The sequence below is a fragment of the Enterobacter sp. MGH 24 genome, assembly GCF_000493015.1.
In the GTDB taxonomy this organism is placed as follows: Bacteria; Pseudomonadota; Gammaproteobacteria; order Enterobacterales; family Enterobacteriaceae; genus Enterobacter.
Map to the genome: position 1 here is coordinate 1,738,994 of NZ_KI535657.1, position 24,220 is coordinate 1,763,213.

Annotated in this window: 29 protein-coding genes; 15 read left to right on the plus strand and 14 right to left on the minus strand. The window is 53.7% G+C overall.

All coding sequences use genetic code 11. The features are described from left to right. Nucleotides 1–11 precede the first annotated feature (11 nt). On the plus strand, nucleotides 12–221 hold the full coding sequence (locus L370_RS13625; protein WP_014830284.1) for a CsbD family protein: 210 nt from the start codon (nucleotides 12–14) through the stop codon (nucleotides 219–221). Nucleotides 222–290: 69 nt separating this feature from the next. On the opposite strand, the gene zur is transcribed toward L370_RS13625, so the two are convergent. Next, nucleotides 291–803 carry a zinc uptake transcriptional repressor Zur gene (gene zur, locus L370_RS13620; protein WP_008503369.1) on the minus strand — a complete coding sequence of 171 codons (513 nt, stop codon included), beginning with the start codon at nucleotides 801–803 and terminating at the stop codon, nucleotides 291–293. 115 nt (nucleotides 804–918) lie between these two features. Between zur and L370_RS13615 the strand changes: the two genes are divergently transcribed. Further along, nucleotides 919–1,407: a cupin domain-containing protein gene (locus tag L370_RS13615; protein ID WP_023334161.1), complete on the plus strand. Its 489-nt coding sequence runs from the start codon at nucleotides 919–921 to the stop codon at nucleotides 1,405–1,407. Nucleotides 1,408–1,579: 172 nt separating this feature from the next. Next, complete coding sequence (locus L370_RS13610) at nucleotides 1,580–2,827, plus strand: conjugal transfer protein TraF (protein WP_032666561.1); 1,248 nt, start codon at nucleotides 1,580–1,582, stop codon at nucleotides 2,825–2,827. Between the two features lie 34 nt (nucleotides 2,828–2,861). Here L370_RS13610 and L370_RS13605 read toward each other — a convergent pair whose 3' ends face one another. Then, nucleotides 2,862–3,197 (minus strand): type II toxin-antitoxin system HicB family antitoxin, encoded by a 336-nt coding sequence (locus tag L370_RS13605; protein ID WP_023334163.1) that lies wholly within the window; start codon nucleotides 3,195–3,197, stop codon nucleotides 2,862–2,864. Then, a complete protein-coding gene (locus L370_RS22665; RefSeq protein ID WP_071787433.1) occupies nucleotides 3,194–3,457 on the minus strand; it encodes a type II toxin-antitoxin system HicA family toxin in 264 nt (87 codons plus the stop codon). Before L370_RS22665 ends, L370_RS13605 begins: the two co-directional genes overlap by 4 nt. Nucleotides 3,458–3,603: 146 nt before the next feature. Here L370_RS22665 and dusA point away from each other — a divergent pair, with 146 nt between their 5' ends. Together dusA and pspG are read left to right on the plus strand one after the other, a co-directional pair. Next, complete coding sequence (gene dusA / locus L370_RS13600) at nucleotides 3,604–4,599, plus strand: tRNA dihydrouridine(20/20a) synthase DusA (RefSeq protein WP_023334165.1); 996 nt, start codon at nucleotides 3,604–3,606, stop codon at nucleotides 4,597–4,599. A 136-nt stretch (nucleotides 4,600–4,735) separates the two neighbouring features. Then, a complete protein-coding gene (pspG, locus tag L370_RS13595; protein ID WP_023334166.1) occupies nucleotides 4,736–4,978 on the plus strand; it encodes an envelope stress response protein PspG in 243 nt (80 codons plus the stop codon). Between the two features lie 184 nt (nucleotides 4,979–5,162). Here the strand turns inward: pspG and L370_RS13590 are convergent, their stop codons facing one another. Then, the gene (locus L370_RS13590) at nucleotides 5,163–6,146 is read right to left on the minus strand and encodes a quinone oxidoreductase (RefSeq protein ID WP_023334167.1); all 984 of its coding nucleotides are present in this window, start codon (nucleotides 6,144–6,146) and stop codon (nucleotides 5,163–5,165) included. A 66-nt stretch (nucleotides 6,147–6,212) separates the two neighbouring features. On the opposite strand from L370_RS13590, the gene dnaB reads away from it, so the two are divergent. Together dnaB and alr are read left to right on the plus strand one after the other, a co-directional pair. Beyond that, entirely contained in the window at nucleotides 6,213–7,625 is a 1,413-nt protein-coding gene (gene dnaB, locus L370_RS13585) for a replicative DNA helicase (RefSeq protein ID WP_023310046.1), read from the plus strand. A gap of 16 nt (nucleotides 7,626–7,641) precedes the next feature. Further along, nucleotides 7,642–8,721 (plus strand): alanine racemase, encoded by a 1,080-nt coding sequence (gene alr, locus L370_RS13580; protein ID WP_023334168.1) that lies wholly within the window; start codon nucleotides 7,642–7,644, stop codon nucleotides 8,719–8,721. Between the two features lie 51 nt (nucleotides 8,722–8,772). Here alr and L370_RS13575 read toward each other — a convergent pair whose 3' ends face one another. Next, on the minus strand, nucleotides 8,773–9,903 hold the full coding sequence (locus L370_RS13575) for an ENY2 family protein (protein ID WP_023334169.1): 1,131 nt from the start codon (nucleotides 9,901–9,903) through the stop codon (nucleotides 8,773–8,775). Between the two features lie 315 nt (nucleotides 9,904–10,218). On the opposite strand from L370_RS13575, the gene L370_RS13570 reads away from it, so the two are divergent. Next, on the plus strand, nucleotides 10,219–10,812 hold the full coding sequence (locus L370_RS13570) for a response regulator transcription factor (protein WP_231686668.1): 594 nt from the start codon (nucleotides 10,219–10,221) through the stop codon (nucleotides 10,810–10,812). 84 nt (nucleotides 10,813–10,896) lie between these two features. On the opposite strand, the gene L370_RS13565 is transcribed toward L370_RS13570, so the two are convergent. From L370_RS13565 to L370_RS13540, 6 genes are all read right to left on the minus strand, one after another. Further along, nucleotides 10,897–11,187 carry a hypothetical protein gene (locus tag L370_RS13565; RefSeq protein WP_023334171.1) on the minus strand — a complete coding sequence of 97 codons (291 nt, stop codon included), beginning with the start codon at nucleotides 11,185–11,187 and terminating at the stop codon, nucleotides 10,897–10,899. Then, on the minus strand, nucleotides 11,188–11,595 hold the full coding sequence (locus L370_RS13560) for a hypothetical protein (RefSeq protein WP_023334172.1): 408 nt from the start codon (nucleotides 11,593–11,595) through the stop codon (nucleotides 11,188–11,190). It lies immediately after the preceding gene. 65 nt (nucleotides 11,596–11,660) lie between these two features. Next, nucleotides 11,661–12,143, minus strand: a complete 483-nt coding sequence (locus L370_RS13555; protein WP_023334173.1) for a ribonuclease domain-containing protein — start codon at nucleotides 12,141–12,143, stop codon at nucleotides 11,661–11,663. 18 nt (nucleotides 12,144–12,161) lie between these two features. Beyond that, nucleotides 12,162–12,611, minus strand: a complete 450-nt coding sequence (locus L370_RS13550; RefSeq protein WP_023334174.1) for a lysozyme — start codon at nucleotides 12,609–12,611, stop codon at nucleotides 12,162–12,164. After that, complete coding sequence (locus tag L370_RS13545; protein WP_023334175.1) at nucleotides 12,611–13,213, minus strand: DUF2589 domain-containing protein; 603 nt, start codon at nucleotides 13,211–13,213, stop codon at nucleotides 12,611–12,613. Before L370_RS13545 ends, L370_RS13550 begins: the two co-directional genes overlap by 1 nt. A gap of 75 nt (nucleotides 13,214–13,288) precedes the next feature. Continuing rightward, nucleotides 13,289–13,846: a DUF2589 domain-containing protein gene (locus L370_RS13540; protein ID WP_023334176.1), complete on the minus strand. Its 558-nt coding sequence runs from the start codon at nucleotides 13,844–13,846 to the stop codon at nucleotides 13,289–13,291. Between the two features lie 206 nt (nucleotides 13,847–14,052). On the opposite strand from L370_RS13540, the gene tyrB reads away from it, so the two are divergent. The 4 genes from tyrB to L370_RS13520 all read left to right on the plus strand — a co-directional run bounded on the left by tyrB (nucleotide 14,053) and on the right by L370_RS13520 (nucleotide 17,113). After that, on the plus strand, nucleotides 14,053–15,246 hold the full coding sequence (tyrB, locus tag L370_RS13535) for an aromatic amino acid transaminase (protein WP_023334177.1): 1,194 nt from the start codon (nucleotides 14,053–14,055) through the stop codon (nucleotides 15,244–15,246). Between the two features lie 267 nt (nucleotides 15,247–15,513). After that, nucleotides 15,514–16,227: an acid phosphatase AphA gene (aphA, locus tag L370_RS13530; protein ID WP_023334178.1), complete on the plus strand. Its 714-nt coding sequence runs from the start codon at nucleotides 15,514–15,516 to the stop codon at nucleotides 16,225–16,227. A gap of 113 nt (nucleotides 16,228–16,340) precedes the next feature. Then, nucleotides 16,341–16,757, plus strand: coding sequence for a secondary thiamine-phosphate synthase enzyme YjbQ (locus tag L370_RS13525; RefSeq protein WP_023334179.1), 417 nt, complete (start codon nucleotides 16,341–16,343; stop codon nucleotides 16,755–16,757). Nucleotides 16,758–16,759: 2 nt separating this feature from the next. Next, nucleotides 16,760–17,113: an MmcQ/YjbR family DNA-binding protein gene (locus tag L370_RS13520; protein WP_023310053.1), complete on the plus strand. Its 354-nt coding sequence runs from the start codon at nucleotides 16,760–16,762 to the stop codon at nucleotides 17,111–17,113. Nucleotides 17,114–17,116: 3 nt separating this feature from the next. On the opposite strand, the gene uvrA is transcribed toward L370_RS13520, so the two are convergent. Further along, the gene (gene uvrA / locus L370_RS13515) at nucleotides 17,117–19,939 is read right to left on the minus strand and encodes an excinuclease ABC subunit UvrA (RefSeq protein WP_023334180.1); all 2,823 of its coding nucleotides are present in this window, start codon (nucleotides 19,937–19,939) and stop codon (nucleotides 17,117–17,119) included. A 250-nt stretch (nucleotides 19,940–20,189) separates the two neighbouring features. Here uvrA and ssb1 point away from each other — a divergent pair, with 250 nt between their 5' ends. After that, nucleotides 20,190–20,720: a single-stranded DNA-binding protein SSB1 gene (gene ssb1 / locus L370_RS13510; protein WP_023310055.1), complete on the plus strand. Its 531-nt coding sequence runs from the start codon at nucleotides 20,190–20,192 to the stop codon at nucleotides 20,718–20,720. Between the two features lie 62 nt (nucleotides 20,721–20,782). Here the strand turns inward: ssb1 and L370_RS13505 are convergent, their stop codons facing one another. After that, nucleotides 20,783–21,064, minus strand: a complete 282-nt coding sequence (locus tag L370_RS13505) for a YjcB family protein (RefSeq protein ID WP_008503385.1) — start codon at nucleotides 21,062–21,064, stop codon at nucleotides 20,783–20,785. A gap of 645 nt (nucleotides 21,065–21,709) precedes the next feature. On the opposite strand from L370_RS13505, the gene L370_RS13500 reads away from it, so the two are divergent. Continuing rightward, nucleotides 21,710–23,275: an EAL domain-containing protein gene (locus tag L370_RS13500; RefSeq protein ID WP_023334181.1), complete on the plus strand. Its 1,566-nt coding sequence runs from the start codon at nucleotides 21,710–21,712 to the stop codon at nucleotides 23,273–23,275. Between the two features lie 6 nt (nucleotides 23,276–23,281). Here the strand turns inward: L370_RS13500 and soxS are convergent, their stop codons facing one another. Then, nucleotides 23,282–23,608, minus strand: coding sequence for a superoxide response transcriptional regulator SoxS (gene soxS / locus L370_RS13495; RefSeq protein ID WP_013095071.1), 327 nt, complete (start codon nucleotides 23,606–23,608; stop codon nucleotides 23,282–23,284). Between the two features lie 98 nt (nucleotides 23,609–23,706). Between soxS and soxR the strand changes: the two genes are divergently transcribed. Further along, entirely contained in the window at nucleotides 23,707–24,165 is a 459-nt protein-coding gene (gene soxR / locus L370_RS13490; protein WP_023331806.1) for a redox-sensitive transcriptional activator SoxR, read from the plus strand. The last annotated feature ends 55 nt before the right edge of the window (nucleotides 24,166–24,220 follow it).

The following is a 24,220-nucleotide window of genomic DNA, read 5'->3' on the forward strand; positions in this document are numbered from 1 at the left end:
AGGACACGATGATGAATAAAGACGAAATCGGCGGCAACTGGAAGCAGTTCAAAGGTAAAGCGAAAGAACAGTGGGGTAAGCTGACTGATGACGATATGACCGTCATTGAAGGTAAACGCGATCAGCTTGTCGGTAAAATCCAGGAGCGTTACGGCTACGCAAAAGACCAGGCGGAAAAAGAAGTGGGCGACTGGGAAAAACGCAACGACTACCGCTGGTAACCGGGCTATACCCGAAAGTACAAGGAAGTACACCCTGAGGGCGGCCATGTGCCGCCTTTGCTTTTACCGCTAACGCGGTTTTTTCTTCACCAGAATAGAGTGGTCATGCTGGCATGCGTCCTGATGACGACAGGCTTCCACTTCAACGCACGCAGAGCACAGCCCGTGCGCTTCAATTACATTATGGCGCAGGGCAAAACCCATTTTCGCTGCCAGCGTATGCATAATATCTTCCACACCTTCCGCAGCCTCTTCTTTCACCACGCCACAGCGGTCACAGATAAACATGGCCGATGTATGCGTTGGCTGATCGAAAAGGTGGCATAGCACATAGCTGTTGGTGGATTCAACCTTATGCACGAACCCTTGCTCAAGCAGGAAATCCAGCGCGCGATACACCGTCGGTGGTTTCGCCTGCGGCTCGCTTTCGCGGAGCAGGTCGAGCAGATCGTAAGCGCTGATAGCACCCTGCTGCAGGCTCATTAGACGTAAGACTTCAAGGCGCTGCGGAGTCAGGCGCACATTGCGTTGCGCACACAGCTTTTCGGCCTGCGCTAACAGCTCTTTTGTGGACTTATCCATGTAGCACCCCGGATGTTATAGGACGGAAAACCCCCACTTTATCATGTTCTGGTAAAAACACCGAGATCCACCAGTCTGTGCTATACCTGACCCATTACAAACCGGGAAATACACAATGAAAAGACCTGACTGTATTCGGCACTGGCGCGACGTTGAAGGCGCGGATGATTCAACCTATCCAGACAGCGACGAGCTGTTTTCTATCGGCGCTCCGCTGGCCCGCAAGCTCGGGCTCGGGCGCATCGGTATCCATCATGAGCGTTTACCGCCCGGGCGCAGGACGTCCTATCCGCATGCGGAAAGCGATGAAGAAGAGTTCATTTATGTGCTCGAAGGTTATCCAGAAGCGTGGATTAATGGCTATTTATGGAAACTAGAACCGGGCGACAGCGTGGGGTTCCCTGCCGGAACCGGTATCTGCCACACCTTTATCAACAACACGGAGGAAGAGGTGCGTTTGCTGGTCGTGGGCGAGGCCAACAAGAAGCAGAACCGCATCTACTATCCACTCAACCCCGTGTATGCCGCGACCCGTGAGGATCGCTGGGTAGACCACCCACCCCAGTTTTTTGGACCGCATGATGGAAAACCTGGGAAAAAATAATTTCCTCTTCTATAAATATTGAGGGCCGTCACAAAATATAACAGGCCGTAAGGGAGTTTTACTTAGGGATAGAAATAGCGGGTCTTTTACTACTTATTCACAGCAATAGTTCGTTCCTGTTTGGGTGATAACAGACAGGGGTTATTTCATAACAGACTATAACGGGCATACTGTGAAAAAAATTTTTAAATTTTCGGTGGTTAGCATCGCTGTTTCCTTGTTTATGGCAAATCAGGCGGGAGCAGCCAATACCTGGACAGAAGCGCGCAGTGACGCAATGGGTGGCACTGGCGTTGCGGCTGGGAGCTATGGCAGTGCAGTATTGATAAACCCGGCGCTGCTGGCAAAGGCAAAGCCGGATGATGATGTTACGGTTATTCTGCCGTCAATTGGCGCTCAAATTTCGGATAAGGACAATCTGCGCGATAAGATTGATGATATCAGCGACGACGTCAGCAAATATCGCAGCACGCTGGATAATATCAATCTTTTCGATCTCCTCAATCCCGCGAGTCCGGCCTCCCGGAACGTCTCAGCCGCTGCGGGCGATCTTGCTAATCAACTGGATTCTCTGAAAGGAAAAACCGCCAGCGGTAAAGCGGGTGCCGGGATTGCTGTCAGTATTCCTAATGACGTGTTATCCGTAGCATTCGTCGCAAAAGCGAATGCGCGCGCACGCGTGAGTTCCTATATTGATCAGGGCGATATTGACACATTGCGCGGTATTGAGGCCGTTCCAGCCACCGCGTTAGCGGTAAATCCGAATGATTTGAAGTCAAAAGGTTTTGGTCGCGCGGCGATCGTTTCGGACTATGGTGTGGCGGTGGCGCGTCAGTTTGACATTAGCGGCGTACCGGTCTCCGTAGGTATCACGCCAAAGCTGCAAAAAACCTGGCTCTATAACTATACGGTTTCCATCTACAACTTCGACAGCGGCGATATCAATAGTAGTCGCTATCGTAATGATGATACCGGCTTTAACGTTGACGCCGGTCTTGCTGCTGACTTCGGCGATAACTGGACCGTTGGTTTAACCGGACAAAATCTCATCTCCCGGGATATCGACACGAAGAAAGTGGATGGCGTGCGTGATACTTATCAAATCAGTCCTGTAGTGACCGCCGGTGCCGCCTGGCACAACGATCTGGTGACGCTGACCGCCGATGGCGATTTGACGGAAACCAAAGGCTTCAAGAGCGAAGATACGTCGCAGTACGTTGGCGTCGGTGCCGAGGTTACGCCGCTCAGCTGGCTGGCGGTGCGTGCGGGTTATCGCGCGGACGTGAAGGGTAACGACAGCAATGTCTTTACAGGCGGTGTCGGTTTCGCGCCGTTCAGTACCGTTCATGTTGACCTGATGGGCCTGTACGGTGAAGACGAAACCTGGGGCGCAGGGGCTCAGCTGAGCATGACGTTCTAAACACAAAGGGCACCCCGGCTGGTGCCCTTTACACTTATCCGTGTGCTGCTTTAGCCAGCGTATCGTTGATCCATTGATTCACGCTTTTACCTGAAACTTCAGCGGCAATGCTGATCGCTGAATGGACTTCTGGCGAGATGCGCAAACTGATTTTTCCGCTAGCTGGTCGCAGAGGCTCTCGGCCCTGCTCAGCACAATATGCCAGATAATCATCAACTGCTTCTTCAAACGCTTTACGCAGGGCAGCGACGTTATCAGCATGAAAACCGATAACATCTCTTATGCCAGCAACATGCCCAACGAAGCACAGATCTTCGTCGCTGTAATCTATTTTTGCGGCATAGCCTTTATAAGTCATAGTGTTAATCATGGAGATACCCCTGTTGAGATGAGAAAAGCCATTGCGTCGCGAACCTGATAAACCTTCGCTTCTTTATCCGGATGAGGACGATGAAACGAAGCCACAACTCCATTGATTTCGAATCTTACCCTTGAGCCGTTGCCTTCTGAGGCTTTCGCACCCAATGCGATAAAAAGCGCTTCAATCCTGCGCCATTCCAGAGAACTGGGTGTAGGCATAGAGAAAATCAACTGCAATGTTTTTTGGTGGCGGGCGTTCAATGTTTTCATTTTTAATAGATTCCATTTTGATTTTTCTCTCCGCCAAGTAGAAATAAATGATATCACTTTTTGATATCATATCAAGCCGGATCGTATCCTTTTTGAGCCTGTGCTATAGTAGCGCCCCTTTTCCACCAGATGCTTAAAACTTCGCCATGTCGTCAGAATTACAGACCGCTTTTCCTGCACACCGTTTCTCCATTGCGCCGATGCTCGACTGGACGGACAGACACTGCCGCTATTTCCTGCGCCAGCTCTCCCGCCATACGCTGCTGTACACCGAAATGGTGACCACGGGCGCAATCATTCACGGGAAGGGCGACTATCTGGCCTACAGCGAAGAAGAGCATCCGGTTGCCCTGCAGCTGGGCGGCAGCGATCCGGCCGCGCTGGCGCAGTGCGCGAAGCTGGCAGAGGAACGCGGCTACGACGAGATCAACCTCAACGTTGGCTGCCCGTCCGATCGCGTGCAAAACGGCATGTTTGGCGCATGTTTGATGGGGAACGCGCAGCTCGTGGCGGACTGCATCAAGGCGATGCGCGACGTGGTTTCCATTCCGGTCACGGTCAAAACCCGTATCGGCATTGACGACCAGGACAGCTATGAATTCCTGTGCGACTTCATCAATACGGTATCCGGGCAAGGCGAGTGCGAGATGTTCATCATCCACGCGCGAAAAGCCTGGCTCTCCGGCCTGAGCCCGAAAGAGAACCGCGAAATTCCGCCGCTGGACTATCCGCGCGTGTACCAGCTTAAGCGTGATTTCCCGCACCTGACGATGTCCATTAACGGCGGCATCAAGTCGCTGGAAGAGGCCAAAGCGCATCTGGAACATATGGATGGCGTGATGGTCGGGCGCGAGGCGTATCAGAACCCGGGTATTCTGGCGACGGTGGACCGTGAAATCTTCGGCATCGAATGCGCAGACACCGATCCGGTTGCCGTCGTGCGTGCGATGTATCCTTACATTGAGCGCGAGCTGAGCAATGGCACTTATCTCGGCCATATCACCCGCCATATGCTTGGCCTGTTCCAGGGTATTCCGGGCGCGCGTCAGTGGCGTCGTTACCTGAGCGAGAATGCGCATAAAGCCGGTGCAGATATCGAGGTGCTGGAACATGCGCTGCGGCTGGTGGCAGATAAGCGATAACTTTCGCTAAAAGTTCGTCAAATTCACCACGCCCTGCGAACGATCGCAGGGCGTTTTGCTTTAATAACAACAGGTTAACACTGGCATGATTCTTGTAATGCTTACTGCATTACTCGGGAACTCGTGGGAGAGCACCATGCTGGAACTGCTTTTTGTGATTGGCTTTTTTGTCATGCTGTTAGCGACAGGCGTTTCGCTGCTCGGCATTCTGGCGGCTATCGTGGTGGCGACGGTGGTCATGTTTATTGGCGGACTGTTTGCTCTGACGATCAAGCTGTTGCCGTGGCTACTGCTGGCCATTGCGGTCGTGTGGGTGATTCGGGCGATTAAATCGCCAAAAGTGCCCAGTTATCAGCGCAATAACCGCTTCCGTTACTAAGGTATTGAGGGGTTCGTCACATACTTGTAACTTTTCCGGCGGCAGGGCTTAGAACAGAATAGGATTTACTTATCGAATCTGTCACTATGACTGCCGCTAAAGAATTCATCGAGCTGTACCCTACATACAGCCGAACTAAAAAAAGAAAGGGCTTCCCACGGGAAGCCCAATTTCTTTTTAGGGCTCAGGGAATCAACAAACTTGACCCCTGCGTTGCCCGGCTCTCCAGCACTTCATGTGCACGCTGCGCATCGGTTAGCGCGTATTTCTGCGCATCAGCCACATCCACCTTAATGACGCCGCTGGCGATCAGCGAGAAGAGCTCGTTACTGGCTTCCTCAAGTTCTTCCCGGTTGGTGATGTATCCTTGCAGGGAAGGGCGCGTCACGTACAGAGAACCTTTCTGGTTCAGTATGCCGAGATTAACGCCGGTCACCGCGCCTGACGCATTCCCGAAGCTTACCATCAGCCCGCGACGCTGCAGGCAGTCCAGCGACGCTTCCCAGGTGTCTTTCCCTACCGAGTCATACACCACGCGGACTTTTTTGCCGTTAGTGATCTCTTTCAGCCGCTCAACAATGCTCTCTTCACGGTAGTTAATCACCTGCCAGGCGCCCGCCTGCAGCGCGCGCTGCGCTTTTTGTGCATTTCCGACTGTGCCGATCAGCTTCGCGCCCAGCGCTTTTGCCCACTGACAGGCGATAAGCCCGACGCCACCCGCTGCGGCATGAAACAGGAACTGCTCGTCGGGTTTAATTTCATAGGTTTTGCGCAGCAGGTAGTAAACCGTCAAACCTTTCAGGAACGAGGCTGCCGCCTGCTCAAAGGAGATGGCGTTAGGCAGCAGGGCGGCTTTATCCGCCGGAACGTTGTGAACGGAGCTGTAAGCGCCCAGCGCGGACTGTGCATACACCACGCGGTCGCCCTCTTTAATATGCTTAACTGCGCTGCCCACTTTGACGACGATACCGGCTGCCTCGGTGCCCAGGCCGCTCGGCATTGACGGAGGCGGGTAGAGACCGCCGCGAATATAGGTGTCGATGTAGTTTATGCCGATGGCTTTGTTTTCAACCTGCACTTCGTTTTCGCCAGGTGCGGCAGGGGTGAACTCCACCGCTTTCAGTACGTCTGGCCCACCGTGTTTCTGGAATTCAATGCGCGTTGCCATGCTCCCTCCGTAAGAAAAATATGGTAATCTTTCGACCCACTCTTTATCTCGGTAACTCCATTCACTATGGCAGGAAACAAACCCTTCAACAAACAGACTGAACCTCGCGAGCGTGATTTCCAGGTCGCAGGGTTAAAGGTCCCGCCGCACTCGATTGAAGCGGAACAGTCGGTGTTGGGCGGTTTAATGCTGGATAACGAGCGCTGGGACGACGTCGCCGAGCGCGTCGTGGCGGAAGATTTCTACACCCGTCCGCACCGCCACATCTTTACCGAAATGGCGCGTCTGCAGGAGTCGGGCAGCCCGATAGACCTGATCACGCTCGCGGAATCGCTGGAGCGTCTTGGGCAACTCGACAGCTGCGGCGGGTTTGCCTATCTGGCGGAGCTGTCAAAAAACACGCCTAGTGCGGCGAACATCAGCGCTTATGCCGATATCGTGCGCGAACGTGCCGTCGTTCGCGAGATGATCTCGGTGGCGAACGAGATCGCCGAAGCCGGTTTCGATCCGCAGGGTCGCACCAGCGAAGACCTGCTCGACCTTGCCGAGTCGCGCGTCTTTAAAATCGCCGAAAGCCGCGCCAATAAAGACGAAGGCCCAAAAAACATCGCCGATGTCCTCGACGCCACCGTTGCCCGTATCGAACAGCTGTTCCAGCAGCCGCACGATGGCGTCACCGGCGTGAATACCGGCTATGACGATTTGAACAAGAAAACCGCCGGCCTGCAGCCGTCGGATTTGATCATCGTCGCCGCGCGTCCGTCGATGGGTAAAACCACTTTTGCGATGAACCTCGTCGAAAACGCGGCGATGTTGCAGGATAAGCCGGTGCTGATCTTCAGTCTTGAGATGCCCTCCGAGCAGATTATGATGCGTTCTCTGGCGTCGCTGTCGCGCGTGGATCAGACCCGCATTCGTACCGGCCAGCTTGATGATGAAGACTGGGCGCGCATCTCCGGCACCATGGGCATTCTGCTGGAAAAACGTAACATCTACATCGATGACTCTTCTGGCCTGACGCCGACGGAGGTCCGTTCCCGCGCGCGCCGTATCGCCCGTGAACACGGCGGCATCGGCCTCATCATGATCGACTACCTTCAGCTGATGCGCGTCCCGTCGCTCTCCGACAACCGTACGCTGGAAATTGCGGAGATTTCCCGCTCGCTCAAGGCGTTAGCCAAAGAGCTGCACGTACCGGTCGTTGCGCTGTCGCAGCTCAACCGCTCCCTGGAACAACGTGCCGACAAGCGCCCGGTCAACTCTGACCTCCGCGAATCCGGCTCCATCGAGCAGGATGCCGACTTAATCATGTTTATCTACCGTGATGAGGTTTATCACGAGAACAGCGACCTGAAAGGGATCGCCGAAATTATTATTGGTAAACAACGTAACGGCCCGATCGGGACGGTGCGTCTGACCTTTAACGGACAGTGGTCGCGTTTCGACAACTATGCCGGTCCTCAATATGATGATGAGTAATTTCTAAGGAATTCAAATGCAAGCGGCAACTGTTGTTATTAACCGCCGCGCTCTGCGACACAACCTGCAACGTCTGCGTGAACTGGCACCCGCCAGCAAGCTCGTTGCAGTCGTGAAAGCGAACGCTTACGGACACGGTCTTCTGGAGACCGCGCGAACGCTCCCCGATGCCGACGCCTTTGGCGTCGCCCGTCTCGAAGAAGCTCTCCGCCTGCGCGCGGGCGGCATTACTCAACCCATTCTGCTCCTCGAAGGCTTTTTCGAAGCCAGCGATCTGCCGACCATCGCTGACCAGCATCTGCATACGGCGGTACACAACGATGAACAGCTCGCCGCACTCGAAACCGCCGAGCTGAGCGAGCCGGTGACCGTATGGATGAAGCTCGATACGGGCATGCACCGTCTGGGCGTGCGTCCGGAGAGCGCGGAAGCGTTCTATCAGCGTTTATGCCGGTGCAAAAACGTGCGCCAGCCGGTGAATATCGTCAGCCACTTCGCCCGTGCCGATGAGCCCGAGTGCGGTGCAACCGAGCGGCAGCTGGATATCTTTAACACCTTCTGCGAAGGCAAGCCGGGGATGCGCTCGATTGCGGCATCCGGCGGTATTCTGCTATGGCCGCAGTCGCATTTCGACTGGGCGCGACCGGGTATCATTCTCTACGGCGTATCGCCGCTGGAGAACAAACCCTGGGGGCCGGACTTTGGCTTCCAGCCGGTTATGTCGCTGGTCTCTAACCTGATTGCCGTGCGTGACCATAAAGCGGGCGAGCCGGTGGGCTACGGCGGCACCTGGACCAGCGAGCGTGATACCCGTCTTGGCGTGGTGGCGATGGGCTATGGTGACGGCTATCCGCGCGCCGCACCGTCGGGTACGCCGGTTCTGGTCAACGGACGCGAGGTGAAGATTGTTGGCCGCGTGGCGATGGACATGATTTGCGTCGATCTGGGGCCTGAAGCCCAGGATAAGCCCGGCGACGATGTGGTAATGTGGGGCGAAGGTTTGCCCGTCGAACGCATTGCTGAAATTACAAAAGTGAGTGCTTACGAACTTATCACGCGCCTGACTTCAAGGGTTGCGATGAAGTACATTGATTGAGACTCGCATAGAGTAGTCCAACGGCATAAGCTGCCGTTGGACGCGTAACGCTTATTTCAACACGTTATAGATCGCCTGATTAGTCAAATAATCCGACGCTAGCCCTGACTCCGGAGTGAAGCGTGAACCCTGGATGGACGAGAACCGTTTTCCAGTGCTGCCCAGCGAGACATAGCGTTCTCCTCCATCGTTTTCCGAAATGGTGTACACCGTTTTCTGCATCTCGGCGAATAGCGGAGCGTTACGCTGAATGGTCTGATGCAATTCCAGCAGCTGCACTCCATCCAGATTGAGCTTTTTATCCAGCTTGACGCCCCATCTTTGCAGGCAGACTTCGGCGAAATGGCGCACGATTGTGCCGGGTTCATGGACGACTTTTTCCCCGCTATTCCCATTGGCCGAAGCATTCCCCACCAGCGTAGCGTGGCGGCCCGACATGGGGTAAATATGGACTTTTGTCGCACTATCGGTCTGTGGAATGACGCACGAGAAACCTTTTGACCGCTCATGTCTGGCGTAGAAAGCCACATACTCCTTAACGTTGCTACCCAGAGTGACTTTGTCCGCCTGGAAATTACCCATGCCCGGGACCGGATCGACCGCAAAAATATTCACCGGGATCGTCGTTAAAAGGGGATCGGCCAGCATTGCATTGGCAAGCATATGGCAGCTAATTCCTCCCCGGCTCCACCCAACAAGATTCACCTGAGTGGGTAGGATCTGCCCCTGACGGAAGGTTTTGATGATTTGCTGCTGCAGCGCCTGCTGGGTTACTTTACGATCGCCATAGTCATATTTACGCCACCAAAAAGAACCGGTAACCTCAATGTCCTGAATCGGCACGCCAGCCTTTTTGAGCTGCTCGTAGTTTTCTTTTGTGAGCTTCTCACGCTGCCAGTCAACGTGCCCTTTTATAATATTGATCGCGTGCTGAACATTCTCATTCCAGCCGCTGCCCAGAAGCTGGGCGCGAAGCTGAGAATATTCTCCGCTTTTGACCCAAAGCTCGTCGCTTTGTAAATTTCCGCTTCCCGGGCCATCAAGAATGACCCATTCGGCGAACTCTTTACCCTTGTTATTGGCAGCCAGAGAAGAGATGAGTTCGCCGTTCCAGTAATTAGCATGAGACTCATCAAATTTATTAGAACCAGTACCACAGAAATACACTGTTAGTATTGTCATAAATGACCTCATTGAAATATTAATATGTAGTGGTGACACGCGTGTAGTTAAATAATACGTGTCAGCAATATTTCTAGGAATATGCTATTGAGCCCAGGTCGTTTTTGATAACGATAAGATCGTTCTTAATTAAACATAGCTATGTTTAATGTGTAGTACTGCTTAACTTTTTGCTTAGGGCATATGACATTCGCCTTATGCCGAATGCTGTTTTTACAGTTTTGCAATAGCACGCATACTTAATTTCGGAATGAGTTGGTTGAATAATCTAAGAAAATAGATTTCACACGGGGTTATGCTACAATGAATATATTAATGATCGATGAATTACCGATCTTCATTCACGGTATGAAAACAGAGCTGGAACGCGTAATGCCGGAATGCACTGTTTTTGCAGCGAACAATTTTGAAGATGCACACGCAATTTTAACCGCTATGCCGGTCAGCATTATTTTGCTGGATGGTGAAATGAAGTGCCGTGATTTTATCACTAATTTGATGACAAACTGGCCTGAGCTACCGATCGTGGTAATGTTACGAAAAGCGACGGATAAGATATTCAATTTCTACATCCGCCAAAGCATTAAGGGCATATTTACCAAGGATCTCCCCGCTGAAAAAATCAGCCAGATACTTAGCATGGTCTCCTCGGGAGTGGTCTGCTTTCCGGAGCAAGCAGTGGTCCAGCGGGAACAACCCACTGGCGGTTTGCCGATCCACTCCCTGAGTCGTCGGCAGAAGGAGGTTCTCAAGCTGCTGGCTAATGGAGGAACAAATAAGCAGATCAGCAGGCAATTGAATATCAGTGCAGGTACGGTCAAAGTGCATCTGGAATCCATCTTTCACCGATTACAGGTCAACAATCGGACTCAGGCCGCAATGCTCTATTTTAAATATATGGCTAATTAGGCGATTTTCAGCAAAACGAAGGGCTGCAGTCAACACGCGTTAAGAGAAAAGCGCAACAGGCAGACTTCTGTTGCGCTTTGTTTTTTAACGGTACTGAGATTTAAAATAATATATCACCACCACCAGCGTTCCGAAGTCCTGCAACAGCCAGAACGGAAAGCTGTCACTCAGTATATCAGCGCCGGTAATAATAAATTTCATGTTTAAGCTGCTCTCACCAAAAAAACCAAAGGCAAGGGCGGCCAAGCCGATTTTACACATTACCGGCAGGGCATGGACTCGTCGGCTATAGGCGGCAAACAAAATCAGCAGCGATGTAACCAGGTCGACGAAGATAATAAAGGGGAGCACCCAGCCATTCATCATGTTAAGCATTTATTCTCCATCGGGTTTGTTGTGGGTTAAATCAGGCGGAGAAAGTGACTCATGTCTGACTTTACTTTTGATGACGCTTGCAACATCAAAAATATCGCGCTGTTCATGCCGGCGGAAAAAGTTTGCCAGCCAGACGATCAGGCCATTACTCATTGCACCGAGGATATACCCTAAACCAAGCGTGATATCGGCCTGATTGAGGTCTATCTTTAACCAGCGGGCTGATAACCCGCCTAATGCGACGGCCGCGCCCATGCTAATTCCACCAAAAATAATGCCTGCCATAAACCGGCTGTGCTGGTGCAACCGCTGCGGTTGCCAGAAAAACGAGATACTGACGCCGCCAAATAAACCTGAAAAAGCCAGCAAGGCTTCACTGATGAGTGTCGGGAGATAGATGTCAGACATACGTTCATCCTCTGCAAGGATAAATCCCCCTGGAAAAGGGGATTTATTATCGTAACGGGCGCTTATTATTGGCAGGGATCCAGCTCAACAATATGCTGATACCTATCGGTCGTAATAAAGCGCTGTTGCCCTGACAGGCTGTAAATCAAACGCTTGGGAGAGCGATATCCCTTCACGACATCGACATCTGCGCTAAGCCAGGGCTGACTGGCAGGAAGAGCGCTATGGCTGTATTTATCGCCACCGATCCACTTTTGATGGGTGAGTTTCACCCCCCAAAGCGATTCGCTTTCACTACCCGACCAGCCGAGGCGTTTGGCTTCCTCCGAGGTGATATAGCGGTCGGGCAGGCGTCCGAAATTTTTTATATGACGAAGCGTTGTCGCCAGATCGGTCACGTTATTGACGGGCGGCATCCCCTGGGAAGATAAAAAGGCGTTGGCTTCCTTTATTTCATCTTCGCAGGTTGGCATGGCGGCGGTTGCCTGTAAAACGGTGAATAATGAAACAGACAGCACGGCCATTTTCACTATGGAGAGTGGTTTCATTGTGTTTTTCCTGTTGAGTTAACTGAGAAATAGCTTCATTTCTGCTTCGCGGCGTCGGGTAAGACCGGTCAAAACCTTACCGCCTGCCTTATTCCAGCTTTTGAACTGCAGTGCGGCGCCCTGGATATCGCCCGCGTTAAATTTTTTGAGCAGCGTGGATTTCTTTAAATTGCCCACGCCAAGGTTGAAGGCGAATGAAACCAGCGCGTCGAATTGAACCTGCGTTGCTGGTTGGTTCAGCAGTTTTTTCACGCCGTCCTCGGTGCGTTTCAGATCTTTGCGCAGCAGATCTTTGGCTTCGCCGGTAGTAATTTTGGTGAGTTTTTCCATCTCCTCTTTGAGGATCAAATGGCCATAGCCGATGGTCCATAAACCTACGGCATCGCGATAACGCTCCAGCTTCAGCCCTTCAAACTGGCAAATAAGCTGAATGCCCTTGTCACCGGTACGTTCTGGTTGTTTTTGCATTATGGAGTCTCCTCTGCTTTCGGGCGGGGAATCACCTTGTTGGTGTATTCGTCAATCAAACGCATGACGCTCTCCGGCGGCTCAAGCGCGGCAAATTGCATTTCCACATCGACGTGGCGGCTGTCACGCCCGCCTTTGTTATCGCTGGAAGGTGAAAGGCTGACGTGAAAGCGGCCAAATTCGTTCTCACCGGACTGGCGGGAAGGTGCCTGCATGCCTTCCGTACGGATCGTCAGGTTGACCTTCATCTTTTCCAGCATCAGCCCGCGCGGTGTTGAAAGCGCGACTAAGGGCAGGTCAAAGTAGTGCTTTTCATCCAGTGCCAGCTGTACCGTACGTGGAATCAACGAACCGTCTTCTGCGGGTTCGAAAAAGGGATCCAGCGCCTTCATATACTGCTGAGCAATCAGTTCGTTGGCCGCAGTGGCCGCGTACTGCATCCCGCGCGTGATATCTTCAAGCGAGATCGGCACGCCGGGAATATCGGCTGGAGGCGCTGGAGGCGTGTTTTCCTGTAGCGGCGGCGTGCCTTCATCCTCTTTGCCCGCCCTGTTTTCCGGCTCTTCATCCTTGCCGCCGCGCAGCCATTTTTTAAAAGACATATTTCGCTCCTGGAAAAAGGGCTACCCGGGTAGCCCCTGCGTTACGGAATCGCACGTATGTCGCGGCGTGGAAGATTACTGCGCGGCGACAGGCTTGGTTTTGGCGTTGGTCAGGTAATCAATTACGCGCTGCAGAGCTTCAGGTGGCTCCTGGCGTTTAATCTGGGTATGAATGGAGTATTTCGCGCGTGTATCGGTCGAGCGGGTCTGCTCCGATTTATGGGAGACCTTGCCGGTCATTTTCGCTTTAAATACGCCCCAGCCGACGGACGCTTCCACGGAGGCTTCCGCTTCGGTGCTGCTGGAGCTGGCTTCGCTTTGGCTCACTTCCAGCTCAAAGTCGATGGTACCGTCCTCGATACAGATGATGGGGTGGGTGACCGCCGCCAGGAGCGGAATGCTCATCTTGCGGGTCACGCTGCCTTTATTGACCCCCTGTTCGTCTACCACGGTTTCGTCGTAGTCGAACTCGATCGCGACAGCTTTGCCGTCTTTAATACAGACGGAGAGAAGGAAGTCAGTGTAGGCCTTGCTCGCCTGAACCTGTGCTTTGATCATCGCCTGCAGCGGGCCGCCGATCATATGCTCCAGCGGCAGGGCGTTAATGACTGAACCAATAAATTGTGAATCCATGATGTGAACTCCTTGAATCAGTGAATGCGCGGTTGCGCAGGAGTCACATTACGGAAAGCGAGAAGAGGAAAATATTGGGTAAATGTCATGGCGAGAGGACGCAAAAAACCTATGCCGATCGCAGGATAATCTTAAAGGGTGGTGTTGCGTGATATTCCGGTTTATTGTTGAAATCCCTGCCTCATCGAATTCCGGAGAACCATCGCGTGTTTCAGAAAGTTGACGCCTATGCCGGCGACCCTATCCTCTCCTTAATGGAGCGTTTCAAAGAAGATCCTCGCAGCGACAAAGTGAACCTGAGCATCGGTTTGTATTACAACCACGAGGGTTTTATTCCTCAGCTGCAGGCCGTTGCCGAAGCTGAAGCGCGTCTGAACGCTGTTCCACACGGCGCGTCGCTCTATCTGCCGATGGAAGGATTAAATGCCTACCGCAGCACCATTGCGCCGCTGCTGTTTGGTGCCGATCACGCGGTGCTCGCGCAAAAACGCGTGGCGACCATCCAGACGCTGGGCGGCTCGGGTGCGCTGAAGGTGGGTGCCGACTTCCTGAAAAAATACTTCCCGGATTCAGGCGTGTGGGTGAGTGACCCGACGTGGGAAAACCACGTTGCGATCTTCGAGGGCGCAGGTTTCAAAGTGGCGACCTATCCATGGTTTGACAGCGAAACTAACGGCGTGCGCGTTGACGCGCTGCTGGAAAAACTGAACACCCTGCCGGAGCGCAGTATTGTGCTGCTGCATCCATGCTGCCATAACCCAACCGGTGCGGATCTCACCAACGCCCAGTGGGATGCGGTGATTGAGGTACTGAAGGCCCGCAACCTGATCCCGTTCCTCGACATTGCCTACCAGGGCTTTGGCGCGGGCATGGAAGAAGATGCTTACGCCATTCGCGCCGTGGCCAGCGCCGGGCTGCCTGTTCTGGTCAGCAACTCCTTCTCTAAAATCTTCTCCCTGTACGGTGAACGCGTTGGCGGTCTGTCCGTGGTGTGTGAAGACGCCGAAGCGGCAGGTCGCGTGCTGGGCCAGTTGAAGGCGACGGTGCGTCGCATTTACTCCAGCCCGCCAAACTTTGGTGCGCAGGTGGTGGCGACGGTGCTCGGTGACGAAAAGCTGAAAGCGTCCTGGCTTGCGGAAGTGGAAGCGATGCGCCAGCGCATTCAGACGATGCGTCAGGAGCTGGTTAACGTCCTGAAAGAGGCCGTGCCGGGACATAATTTCGACTATCTGCTCAAGCAGCGCGGGATGTTCAGCTATACCGGACTGAGTGCGGCCCAGGTCGATCGCCTGCGCGAAGAGTTCGGCGTCTACCTGATCGCCAGTGGCCGTATGTGCGTAGCGGGTTTGAATGCCAGCAACGTTCATCGCGTGGCGCAGGCGTTTGCTGCTGTGATGTAAGTATTCACTTACTACATGCCATATGTAGGCCGGGTAAGGCGCAGCCGCCACCCGGCTTTTTTGTTTGCGCCGGTGCCAATCATTTCCCGGTGGCGCTTCGCTTACCGGGCCTACACGCCTATTCCACTCTTTGTGATCGTCTTCTTTTTATTCAGCTTCATAAGCAAAAACTCCTTCCCTTCACCTCCCGCTGGGGTTATGGTCGGATAGTTTTTTGACCATTCGCTCAAATTAAAACAATAACAAACTGAATATTCAGGGGAAAATATGCGCAAGATCACACTGGCGCTCAGCGCCGCCTGCTTATTGTTCTCGCTTAATAGCGCCGTCGTCGCGCGAGCTTCTGCCCCGACGCCGCTTTACACAGGCACCACCGCCGCCATTCTCGCCGAGCAGGCACCCATTCACTGGGTTTCCGTGGCCCAAATCGAAAACAGCCTGATGGGCCGTGCGCCAATGGCCGTGGGCTTTGACATTGATGATACCGTGCTGTTCTCAAGCCCCGGCTTCTGGCGCGGAAAGAAAACGTATTCACCGGACAGCGAAGCGTATCTGAAGAACCCGGAATTCTGGGAAAAAATGAATAACGGCTGGGACGAATTCAGCATCCCGAAAGAGGTTGCCCGTGCGCTTATTGCCATGCACGTGAAGCGCGGTGACAGCATTTATTTTGTGACCGGCCGCAGTCAGACCAAAACGGAAACCGTCTCGAAAACGCTGCAGGATGATTTCCAGATCCCGGCGGCCAGCATGAATCCGGTGATTTTTGCCGGTGACAAAGAAGGGCAAAACACCAAAACCCAGTGGCTGGAAAAGAAAAATATCAAAGTATTCTACGGCGATTCGGATAACGACATCACCGCCGCGCATGACGTGGGCGCCAGAGGGATCAGGGTGTTACGTGCCTCTAACTCCACGTATCGACCGCTGCCGATGGCCGGAAAGTTTGGCGAAGAGGTGATCGTCAACTCGGAGTATTAAGTACCGGGCAGCGAGTTTGTCTCTTTTTTAATCAAATCTCGCTGCTGCGGGTTTTACCTTTCGTCTTCTTGCTGCACACTTAGAAAGATTCATCTTTCAATACGGAGCAGCACATGTGGTACCAACAGACTCTGACCTTAAGCGCTAAACCACGCGGATTCCACCTGGTGACGGATGAAGTCATCGGGCAACTCCGCGATCTGTCGCGCGTCAGAACGGGTTTGCTGCATCTGCTGCTTCAGCACACGTCCGCCTCTCTCACGCTTAATGAAAATTGCGATCCCACCGTCCGGTCCGACATGGAGCACTATTTTCTGAAGAGCGTGCCGGATAACGCGCCTTATGAGCATGACTATGAGGGGGCGGACGACATGCCTTCGCATATTAAATCCTCCCTGCTGGGCGTATCGCTGATGCTGCCGGTTTACAACGGGCGGTTGCTGTTGGGAACGTGGCAGGGGATCTGGCTGGGAGAGCATCGTATTCATGGTGGTTCGCGTAAAATTATCGCCACGCTGCAAGGGGAATAAAGATGACAATTTCGGAGATACTTCAGTACTGCATGAGCAAGCCCGGCGCGGAGCAGAGCGTCCACAGCGACTGGAAAGCCACGCAGATTAAGGTGGGTGATGTGCTGTTTGCGATGGTGAAAGAGGTGGAGGGCCGTCCGGCGGCGTCGCTGAAAACCAGCCCTGAACTGGCGGATTTGTTACGTCAGCAGCATGATGACGTGAGGCCGAGCAAGCACCTCAATAAGGCTCACTGGAGCACCGTTTATCTGGACGGTTCGATTCCTGGCTCGCAGATTTACTACCTGGTGGACGCGTCCTATCAGCAGGCGGTTGAGCTGCTGCCGGAAACCACCCGACAGCAACTCTCCGTGTGACAATTACAGCAACGGTTTGAGGAAGCGCGCGGTGTGCGAGGCTTCGCACTCTGCAACGGTCTCTGGCGTACCGGAGACGAGAATTTCACCGCCGCCGCTGCCGCCTTCCGGGCCGAGATCGACAATCCAGTCCGCGGTTTTAATCACGTCTAGGTTATGTTCGATGACCACGATAGTGTTGCCCTGATCTCTGAGCTGATGCAGCACCTCAAGCAGCTGCTGGATGTCGGCAAAGTGCAGGCCGGTGGTCGGCTCGTCCAGAATGTAGAGCGTCTGACCGGTGCCGCGTTTTGACAGCTCACGCGCCAGCTTCACGCGCTGCGCTTCACCGCCGGACAGCGTGGTGGCCGACTGCCCCAGACGAATGTAGGTCAGGCCCACGTCCATCAGCGTTTGCAGCTTACGCGCCAGCGCAGGAACGGCGTCAAAGAACTCGCGCGCCTCTTCGATGGTCATATCCAGCACTTCGTGGATGGTTTTGCCCTTGTACTTAATCTCCAGCGTTTCGCGGTTATAGCGCTTGCCTTTGCACTGGTCGCACGGCACGTAGATATCCGGCAGGAAGTGCATCTCAACCTTGATCACGCCGTCGCCCTGGCACGCTTCGCAGCGACCGCCGCGAACGTTAAAGCTGAAACGTCCTGGCGTATAGCCGCGTGAACGCGCTTCCGGCACGCCGGCAAACAGTTCACGTACGGGCGTGAAGACGCCGGTATAGGTTGCCGGGTTAGAGCGCGGGGTACGGCCAATCGGGCTTTGGTCAATGTCGATAACTTTATCGAAATGCTCCAGACCCTGGATGTCGCGGTACGGCGCAGGCTCGGCCAGCGTCGCGCCGTTCAGCGCCGTCTGCGCAATCGGGAACAGCGTATCGTTGATCAGCGTCGATTTACCGGAACCGGACACGCCGGTGATACAGGTAAACAGGCCAACCGGCAGCGTCAGGGTGACGTCTTTCAGGTTGTTGCCGCGCGCGCCGGTCAGCTTCAGCACTTTTTCCGGATCTGCCGCCACGCGCTGTTTCGGCACTTCAATCTTGCGCTTGCCGCTCATGAACTGGCCGGTCAGCGACTCGGGTACCGCCATAATGTCCTTCAACGTGCCTTCCGCGACCACCTGTCCGCCGTGCACGCCAGCGCCCGGTCCGATGTCGATGACGTGGTCAGCCGCACGGATCGCATCTTCATCGTGCTCGACCACGATGACCGTGTTGCCGAGGTTGCGCAGGTGAACCAGCGTCCCGAGCAGACGCTCGTTGTCGCGCTGGTGCAGGCCGATGGACGGTTCATCCAGCACGTACATCACGCCTACCAGACCCGCACCAATCTGGCTCGCCAGACGGATACGCTGGGCCTCACCGCCGGAGAGCGTTTCCGCCGAGCGGGAAAGCGTCAGGTAGTTCAGGCCAACGTTCACCAGGAACTTCAGGCGATCGCCGATCTCTTTCAGCACTTTTTCGGCAATTTTCGCGCGCTGGCCGGAGAGCTTCAGGTTGTTGAAGAAGTCCATCGCGTGGCCGATGCTCATGTCTGAGATGGTCGGCAGCGCCGTGTTTTCCACAAACACGTGGCGCGCTTCGCGACGCAGACGCGTGCCTTCACAGGTGGCGCAGGAGCGGTTGCTGATGAACTTCGCCAGCTCCTCGCGCACCGCGCTGGATTCGGTCTCTTTGTAGCGGCGCTCCATGTTGTGCAGCACCCCTTCGAACGGGTGGCGACGCACGGAGGTATCGCCGCGATCGTTCATATACTTGAACTCGATGTTCTCTTTGCCGGAACCGAACAGGATCACTCTGTGCACGTTCGCGCTCAGGCTGGCCCACGGGGCTTCAACGTCGAACTTGTAGTGCTCCGCCAGCGATTTCAGCATCTGGAAGTAGTAGAAGTTACGCTTGTCCCAGCCGCGAATGGCGCCGCCCGCCAGCGACAGCTCCGGGTTTTGAATCACTCGGTCCGGGTCGAAATATTGTTGAACACCCAGGCCGTCACACGTCGGGCACGCGCCCGCCGGGTTGTTGAATGAGAACAGGCGCGGTTCCAGCTCGCGCATGCTGTAGCCGCAAATCGGGCAGGCGAAGTTGGCGGAGAAGAGCAGCTCTTCCGTTTTTGGGTCGTCCATGTCGGAGACCACGGCCGTGCCGCCAGAGAGTTCCAGCGCCGTTTCAAAGGATTCCGCCAGACGCGTGGCGAGATCGTCGCGCACCTTGAAACGGTCAATCACCACTTCGATGGTGTGCTTCTTCTGCAGCTCCAGCTTTGGCGGATCGGACAGGTCGCACACCTCGCCGTCGATACGCGCGCGGATATAGCCCTGGCTTGCCAGGTTCTCCAGCGTTTTGGTGTGTTCGCCTTTTCGCTCTTTGATGATCGGCGCCAGCAGCATCAGGCGTTTGCCTTCCGGCTGCGACAGCACGTTATCCACCATCTGGCTTACGGTCTGGGCCGCCAGCGGAACGTCGTGGTCCGGGCAGCGCGGCTCACCCACGCGGGCATACAGCAGACGCAGGTAGTCATGAATTTCGGTAATGGTACCGACCGTTGAACGCGGGTTATGCGAGGTGGACTTCTGCTCAATAGAGATAGCAGGGGACAACCCTTCAATATGGTCGACATCCGGTTTTTCCATCAGCGACAGGAACTGACGCGCGTACGCAGAGAGTGATTCAACGTAACGACGCTGTCCTTCGGCATACAAAGTGTCGAAGGCCAGTGAGGATTTGCCAGACCCCGAAAGCCCGGTCACGACAATGAGTTTGTCGCGAGGGATTATGAGGTTGATATTCTTGAGATTGTGGGTGCGGGCGCCCCGAACTTCGATCTTATCCATTCACCTTTCCCGGTTGGAACACGGATTGCCTGGTTTGTTTGAAGGACAAACGGCTGTCAGAAACGGCTAATTATGACACAATTTGACCTGTTTGAATATACAGTATTGGAATGCATTTTCTGATTGGCTGTGTAACAATGCCGAGTTGCGAGAGAACTCTGGAACGTGCTACGCAACTATCAAAGTGCAGCATGGAAATGGTACACTCGCGCGTTTACACTATTAAGAAACGTATTCAGGAGACACGAACATGGCCAGCAGAGGCGTAAACAAGGTGATTCTCGTCGGTAATCTGGGCCAGGACCCGGAAGTACGCTACATGCCGAGTGGTGGCGCAGTTGCCAACATTACGCTGGCTACTTCCGAATCCTGGCGTGATAAAGCGACCGGTGAGATGAAAGAGCAGACCGAATGGCACCGAGTAGTGCTGTTTGGCAAACTGGCCGAAGTGGCCGGTGAGTATCTGCGTAAAGGTTCTCAGGTCTATATCGAAGGCCAGCTGCGTACCCGTAAATGGACCGATCAGTCCGGTGCTGAGAAGTACACCACTGAAGTCGTGGTTAACGTGGGCGGTACCATGCAGATGCTGGGTGGCCGTCAGGGCGGTGGTGCACCAGCAGGTGGTGGTCAGAGCCAGCAGCAGGGCGGTTGGGGTCAGCCTCAGCAGCCGCAGGGCGGCAACCAGTTCAGCGGCGGCGCACAGTCACGTCCGCAGCAGCAGTCTGCTCCGGCGCCGTCTAACGAACCGCCAATGGATTTCGACGACGACATTCCGTTCTGATTTCCGAGTGCTTAAGACAAAAAACCCAGACCATGGTCTGGGTTTTTTTATTCCGTAAGGGATCAGGTAATCACCATCGGCCAGTCGGGCGGCGTGTGGCTCATCGCCTCAACCATCACCACTTTAATATTTTCCCAGACGGCGGCGATATCCAGCAGAGTGATGCCAAGCAGACCCGTTGCAAACCAGCAGGCCGCACCCAGCCCCAGCAGGGTGCTGATAACAGCAAGACCCGCATAGTCAGATTTGCGAAACTGAATGTTCAGCGTGCTGGCTAAAAACATCAGTACCGCACTCAACAAAGGCCAACGCAGAAGAACCATGCTGGTAGTAATGGTTGCCATAAAACCCATCCTCTACAAAACAGACGAACTGAATGAAACAGTGTTTCTCGTTACAAAATATGTGTGAACTATATCACGTTTGTTGATTTATTCGCCAGTATCTGTGCGATCAAAAAAGAGGATTTTATTCCTCCGGAAAGGAGAGCGGGCAGGCTGGTTGTACCTTTGGCGCTGGAGGGGGGCGGACCCACAGCGCGGCGGAAGCGCCCATCGGGCGAGTGGGGGTACCTCAAATTCGGTTTTTATAAAAGAGGGTTATTCTCAGCCGATCCTGAAAATAGTGTGGTAAAGACTGATTATTTATAAATCAACGAACACAAAAGCCCAGAGTAAATAGCATAAAACGTCATGATGAAGTTGTACTTTTTTCATGCTGTCAGACGTTTGGCTTAATCAACAATCGCCTGGTGTGTTATCTTCCCACCGCCCTTGCGGGCTGGATAATTATTTTCCTTAATTGAAACGGAACGAATACTTATAGTTTAGCTTACGGGAAAATATTATCGTCATAACGAAATTTAAGATTTTTAATACCAAAAGTCAGTTGCTAACTTCGCATGATTCATGCAACGTAATCACCTGTTTAACAAAGCATCCGGCCTTCATTACTACAGGCGTACAACATGCAGGGATATAGGGCGGGAAATGAATCGTAGCGCGCGGCGCAAAATGCTCAGGATGGTAGGGATCATCATGGTAGTTATGCTGCCGGTGATGCTTGCGCTATGGTTTGCCCAGCTACGAGCCGTGTCTGAAACAAGCGCCCAGCTACGGACATTTGCCGAACTGGCATTAGACAAAACAGAACTGGTTATTCAACAGGTTGATCTGGCCCGGAACGAGGCTAAAAAATATCAGGGTGAGCGTTGCACGCCGGGACATCGTCAATATATGCTGAACGTTGTTCGTGGCCGTCTGTTTGTCGCCGATTTAATTTACGCGGAAGGTCAGAATTTTCTTTGTTCGACCGTTTTTACACCGGATCACCCCTACGCCATTCCTGTCGCTAATTACACGCGTAAACCTGACGTCGCTATCTATTATTATCGCGATACCCCATTTTATACTGGCTATAAAATGACATATATGCAGCGCGGAAATTATGTGGTGGTCGTCAACCCGCTTTCATACAGCGAAGTCATGTCCGCAGATCATTCTCTCTCCTGGGGGGTGTACGACACGGTAACCAATGCTTTCTTTTCCGTGAGCCAGAAAGCCAATGTTTCTTTATTAAATTCGATGATTCGGGATAAGGAATCGGTATTTCAAAAAGATAATCGCTTTTATACGATCGTAACATCCCCCAAAAGACCTATTGCGGCCATTGTGTCGACATCGAATAAACGCTTTTATGAAACGCTTTATCACCAGGCGACGTTGACCCTACCGCTGGGCATGATCTGCAGCATTATTATTTTGCTGGTATGGTCTCGTACCCATCGTGAGCTCAATTCGCCGGGGCGCTTACTGCACCGGGCGCTGAACAAACGACAGCTTTGCGTGCACTATCAGCCGATTATTGATATCAAGAACAACCAGTGCGTGGGCGCGGAGGCGTTGTTACGCTGGCCCGGTTTTAACGGGCAGGTGATGAGCCCGGCGGAGTTTATTCCGCTGGCGGAAAATGAGGGGATGAGCGAGCGGATTACGGACTATGTCGTTGAGGAAGTATTCAACGATCTGGGCCATTTCCTGGCCGAGCACCCGCATCTCTATATTTCGATTAACCTGTCGGCCACGGATTTCCACTCCTCGCGGCTGATCGCCATGATTTCCGACAAGGCTCACCACTACGCCGTCCGTGCGCAGCAAATCAAAATAGAAGTGACGGAACGCGGTTTTATCGATGTGCCAAAAACCACGCCGGTGATTCAGGCTTTCCGTCAGGCGGGTTATGAAGTCGCGATTGATGATTTCGGTACCGGCTATTCGAACCTGCACAACCTCTACTCGCTGAACGTGGATATTCTGAAAATCGATAAATCGTTTATCGATACCCTAACGACCAACAGCACCAGCCACCTGATCGCCGAGCATATTATCGAGATGGCGCAAAGCCTGCGGCTGAAAACCATTGCGGAAGGGGTAGAGACGGCAGAGCAGGTAAGCTGGCTGCTGAAGCGCGGCGTCCAGTTTTGTCAGGGATGGCACTTCGCAAAAGCGATGCCGCCCCAGGAATTTATGACCTGGCAGCAGCAGCCTTTACACTGAGGGTAATTAATTCAACTGGTGGCGATAGTCGCTCGGCGTGCGGTCAAACTCGCGGCGAAACACGCGGGAAAAGGTTTGTTGCGACACATAGCCAAGATCCATCGCGATATCAAAAATGGGCCGCTGCGTTGAGCGTAGCGCCTGCGCCGCCAGCAGCAGTCTGCGCTGGCGAATGTACTCGCCCAGCGTCTGATGCATGACCGTGCGGAACATTCTCTGTAAATACCATTTCGAATAGCCCGACTTTTTAGCGACCACATCAATGTTCAACGGTTGGTCGATATGTTCATCAATCCATTCAATAAGCGTCTGAATAATCTGCTGATGCGACATAAGGTTGCCCCTCTGTAGATACAACTATCTCGGTTAATTCGTCGTTTTCTCTGCGGGGGAGTATAATTCCTCAAGTTAACTTGAGGTAAAGAGGTTTTATGGAAAAGAGATTGCCGCGAATTAAAGCGCTGTTAACCCCCGGCGAAGTGGCAAAGCGAAGCGGCGTTGCGGTATCGGCGCTCCACTTCTATGAAAGCAAAGGGTTAATTAAGAGTATCCGTAACGGGGGCAACCAGCGCCGCTATACCCGCGACGTGCTCCGCTACGTCGCGATTATCAAAATTGCGCAACGAATCGGAATTCCCCTGGCCACGATCGGCGAGGCGTTTGGCGTGCTGCCGGAAGGGCACACGCTTAGCCCGAAAGAGTGGAAAGAGCTGTCGTCCCAGTGGCGTGAAGAGCTGGACAGGCGTATCCATACGCTGGTCGCCCTGCGCGACGAGCTGGATGGCTGTATCGGCTGCGGCTGCCTGTCGCGGAGCGATTGTCCGTTGCGTAACCCCGGCGACAGGCTGGGTGAGCAGGGAACGGGGGCGCGGCTGCTGGAAGAAGATTGAGCGTGCGTGTAGCCCATTCGCCGGGTGGCGCTTAGCTTACCCGGCCTACCAAACC

Excerpts from the sequence above, each read along its gene's own strand:
- L370_RS13555 (WP_023334173.1), bottom strand. The coding sequence starts at position 12,143 with ATGAAACCACTCTCCATAGTGAAAATGGCCGTGCTGTCTGTTTCATTA.
- dusA (WP_023334165.1), top strand. The coding sequence starts at position 3,604 with ATGTCGTCAGAATTACAGACCGCTTTTCCTGCACACCGTTTCTCCATT.
- soxS (WP_013095071.1), bottom strand. The coding sequence starts at position 23,608 with ATGTCGCATCAGCAGATTATTCAGACGCTTATTGAATGGATTGATGAA.
- alr (WP_023334168.1), top strand. The coding sequence starts at position 7,642 with ATGCAAGCGGCAACTGTTGTTATTAACCGCCGCGCTCTGCGACACAAC.
- aphA (WP_023334178.1), top strand. The coding sequence starts at position 15,514 with ATGCGCAAGATCACACTGGCGCTCAGCGCCGCCTGCTTATTGTTCTCG.
- L370_RS13520 (WP_023310053.1), top strand. The coding sequence starts at position 16,760 with ATGACAATTTCGGAGATACTTCAGTACTGCATGAGCAAGCCCGGCGCG.
- L370_RS13540 (WP_023334176.1), bottom strand. The coding sequence starts at position 13,846 with ATGGATTCACAATTTATTGGTTCAGTCATTAACGCCCTGCCGCTGGAG.
- L370_RS13500 (WP_023334181.1), top strand. The coding sequence starts at position 21,710 with ATGAATCGTAGCGCGCGGCGCAAAATGCTCAGGATGGTAGGGATCATC.
- L370_RS13590 (WP_023334167.1), bottom strand. The coding sequence starts at position 6,146 with ATGGCAACGCGCATTGAATTCCAGAAACACGGTGGGCCAGACGTACTG.
- L370_RS13560 (WP_023334172.1), bottom strand. The coding sequence starts at position 11,595 with ATGTCTGACATCTATCTCCCGACACTCATCAGTGAAGCCTTGCTGGCT.
- dnaB (WP_023310046.1), top strand. The coding sequence starts at position 6,213 with ATGGCAGGAAACAAACCCTTCAACAAACAGACTGAACCTCGCGAGCGT.
- L370_RS13525 (WP_023334179.1), top strand. The coding sequence starts at position 16,341 with ATGTGGTACCAACAGACTCTGACCTTAAGCGCTAAACCACGCGGATTC.
- zur (WP_008503369.1), bottom strand. The coding sequence starts at position 803 with ATGGATAAGTCCACAAAAGAGCTGTTAGCGCAGGCCGAAAAGCTGTGT.
- L370_RS13550 (WP_023334174.1), bottom strand. The coding sequence starts at position 12,611 with ATGCAAAAACAACCAGAACGTACCGGTGACAAGGGCATTCAGCTTATT.
- pspG (WP_023334166.1), top strand. The coding sequence starts at position 4,736 with ATGCTGGAACTGCTTTTTGTGATTGGCTTTTTTGTCATGCTGTTAGCG.
- L370_RS22665 (WP_071787433.1), bottom strand. The coding sequence starts at position 3,457 with ATGAAAACATTGAACGCCCGCCACCAAAAAACATTGCAGTTGATTTTC.
- L370_RS13615 (WP_023334161.1), top strand. The coding sequence starts at position 919 with ATGAAAAGACCTGACTGTATTCGGCACTGGCGCGACGTTGAAGGCGCG.
- soxR (WP_023331806.1), top strand. The coding sequence starts at position 23,707 with ATGGAAAAGAGATTGCCGCGAATTAAAGCGCTGTTAACCCCCGGCGAA.
- ssb1 (WP_023310055.1), top strand. The coding sequence starts at position 20,190 with ATGGCCAGCAGAGGCGTAAACAAGGTGATTCTCGTCGGTAATCTGGGC.
- L370_RS13545 (WP_023334175.1), bottom strand. The coding sequence starts at position 13,213 with ATGTCTTTTAAAAAATGGCTGCGCGGCGGCAAGGATGAAGAGCCGGAA.
- L370_RS13505 (WP_008503385.1), bottom strand. The coding sequence starts at position 21,064 with ATGGCAACCATTACTACCAGCATGGTTCTTCTGCGTTGGCCTTTGTTG.
- L370_RS13565 (WP_023334171.1), bottom strand. The coding sequence starts at position 11,187 with ATGCTTAACATGATGAATGGCTGGGTGCTCCCCTTTATTATCTTCGTC.
- L370_RS13570 (WP_231686668.1), top strand. The coding sequence starts at position 10,219 with ATGATCGATGAATTACCGATCTTCATTCACGGTATGAAAACAGAGCTG.
- L370_RS13605 (WP_023334163.1), bottom strand. The coding sequence starts at position 3,197 with ATGATTAACACTATGACTTATAAAGGCTATGCCGCAAAAATAGATTAC.
- L370_RS13575 (WP_023334169.1), bottom strand. The coding sequence starts at position 9,903 with ATGACAATACTAACAGTGTATTTCTGTGGTACTGGTTCTAATAAATTT.
- L370_RS13625 (WP_014830284.1), top strand. The coding sequence starts at position 12 with ATGAATAAAGACGAAATCGGCGGCAACTGGAAGCAGTTCAAAGGTAAA.
- uvrA (WP_023334180.1), bottom strand. The coding sequence starts at position 19,939 with ATGGATAAGATCGAAGTTCGGGGCGCCCGCACCCACAATCTCAAGAAT.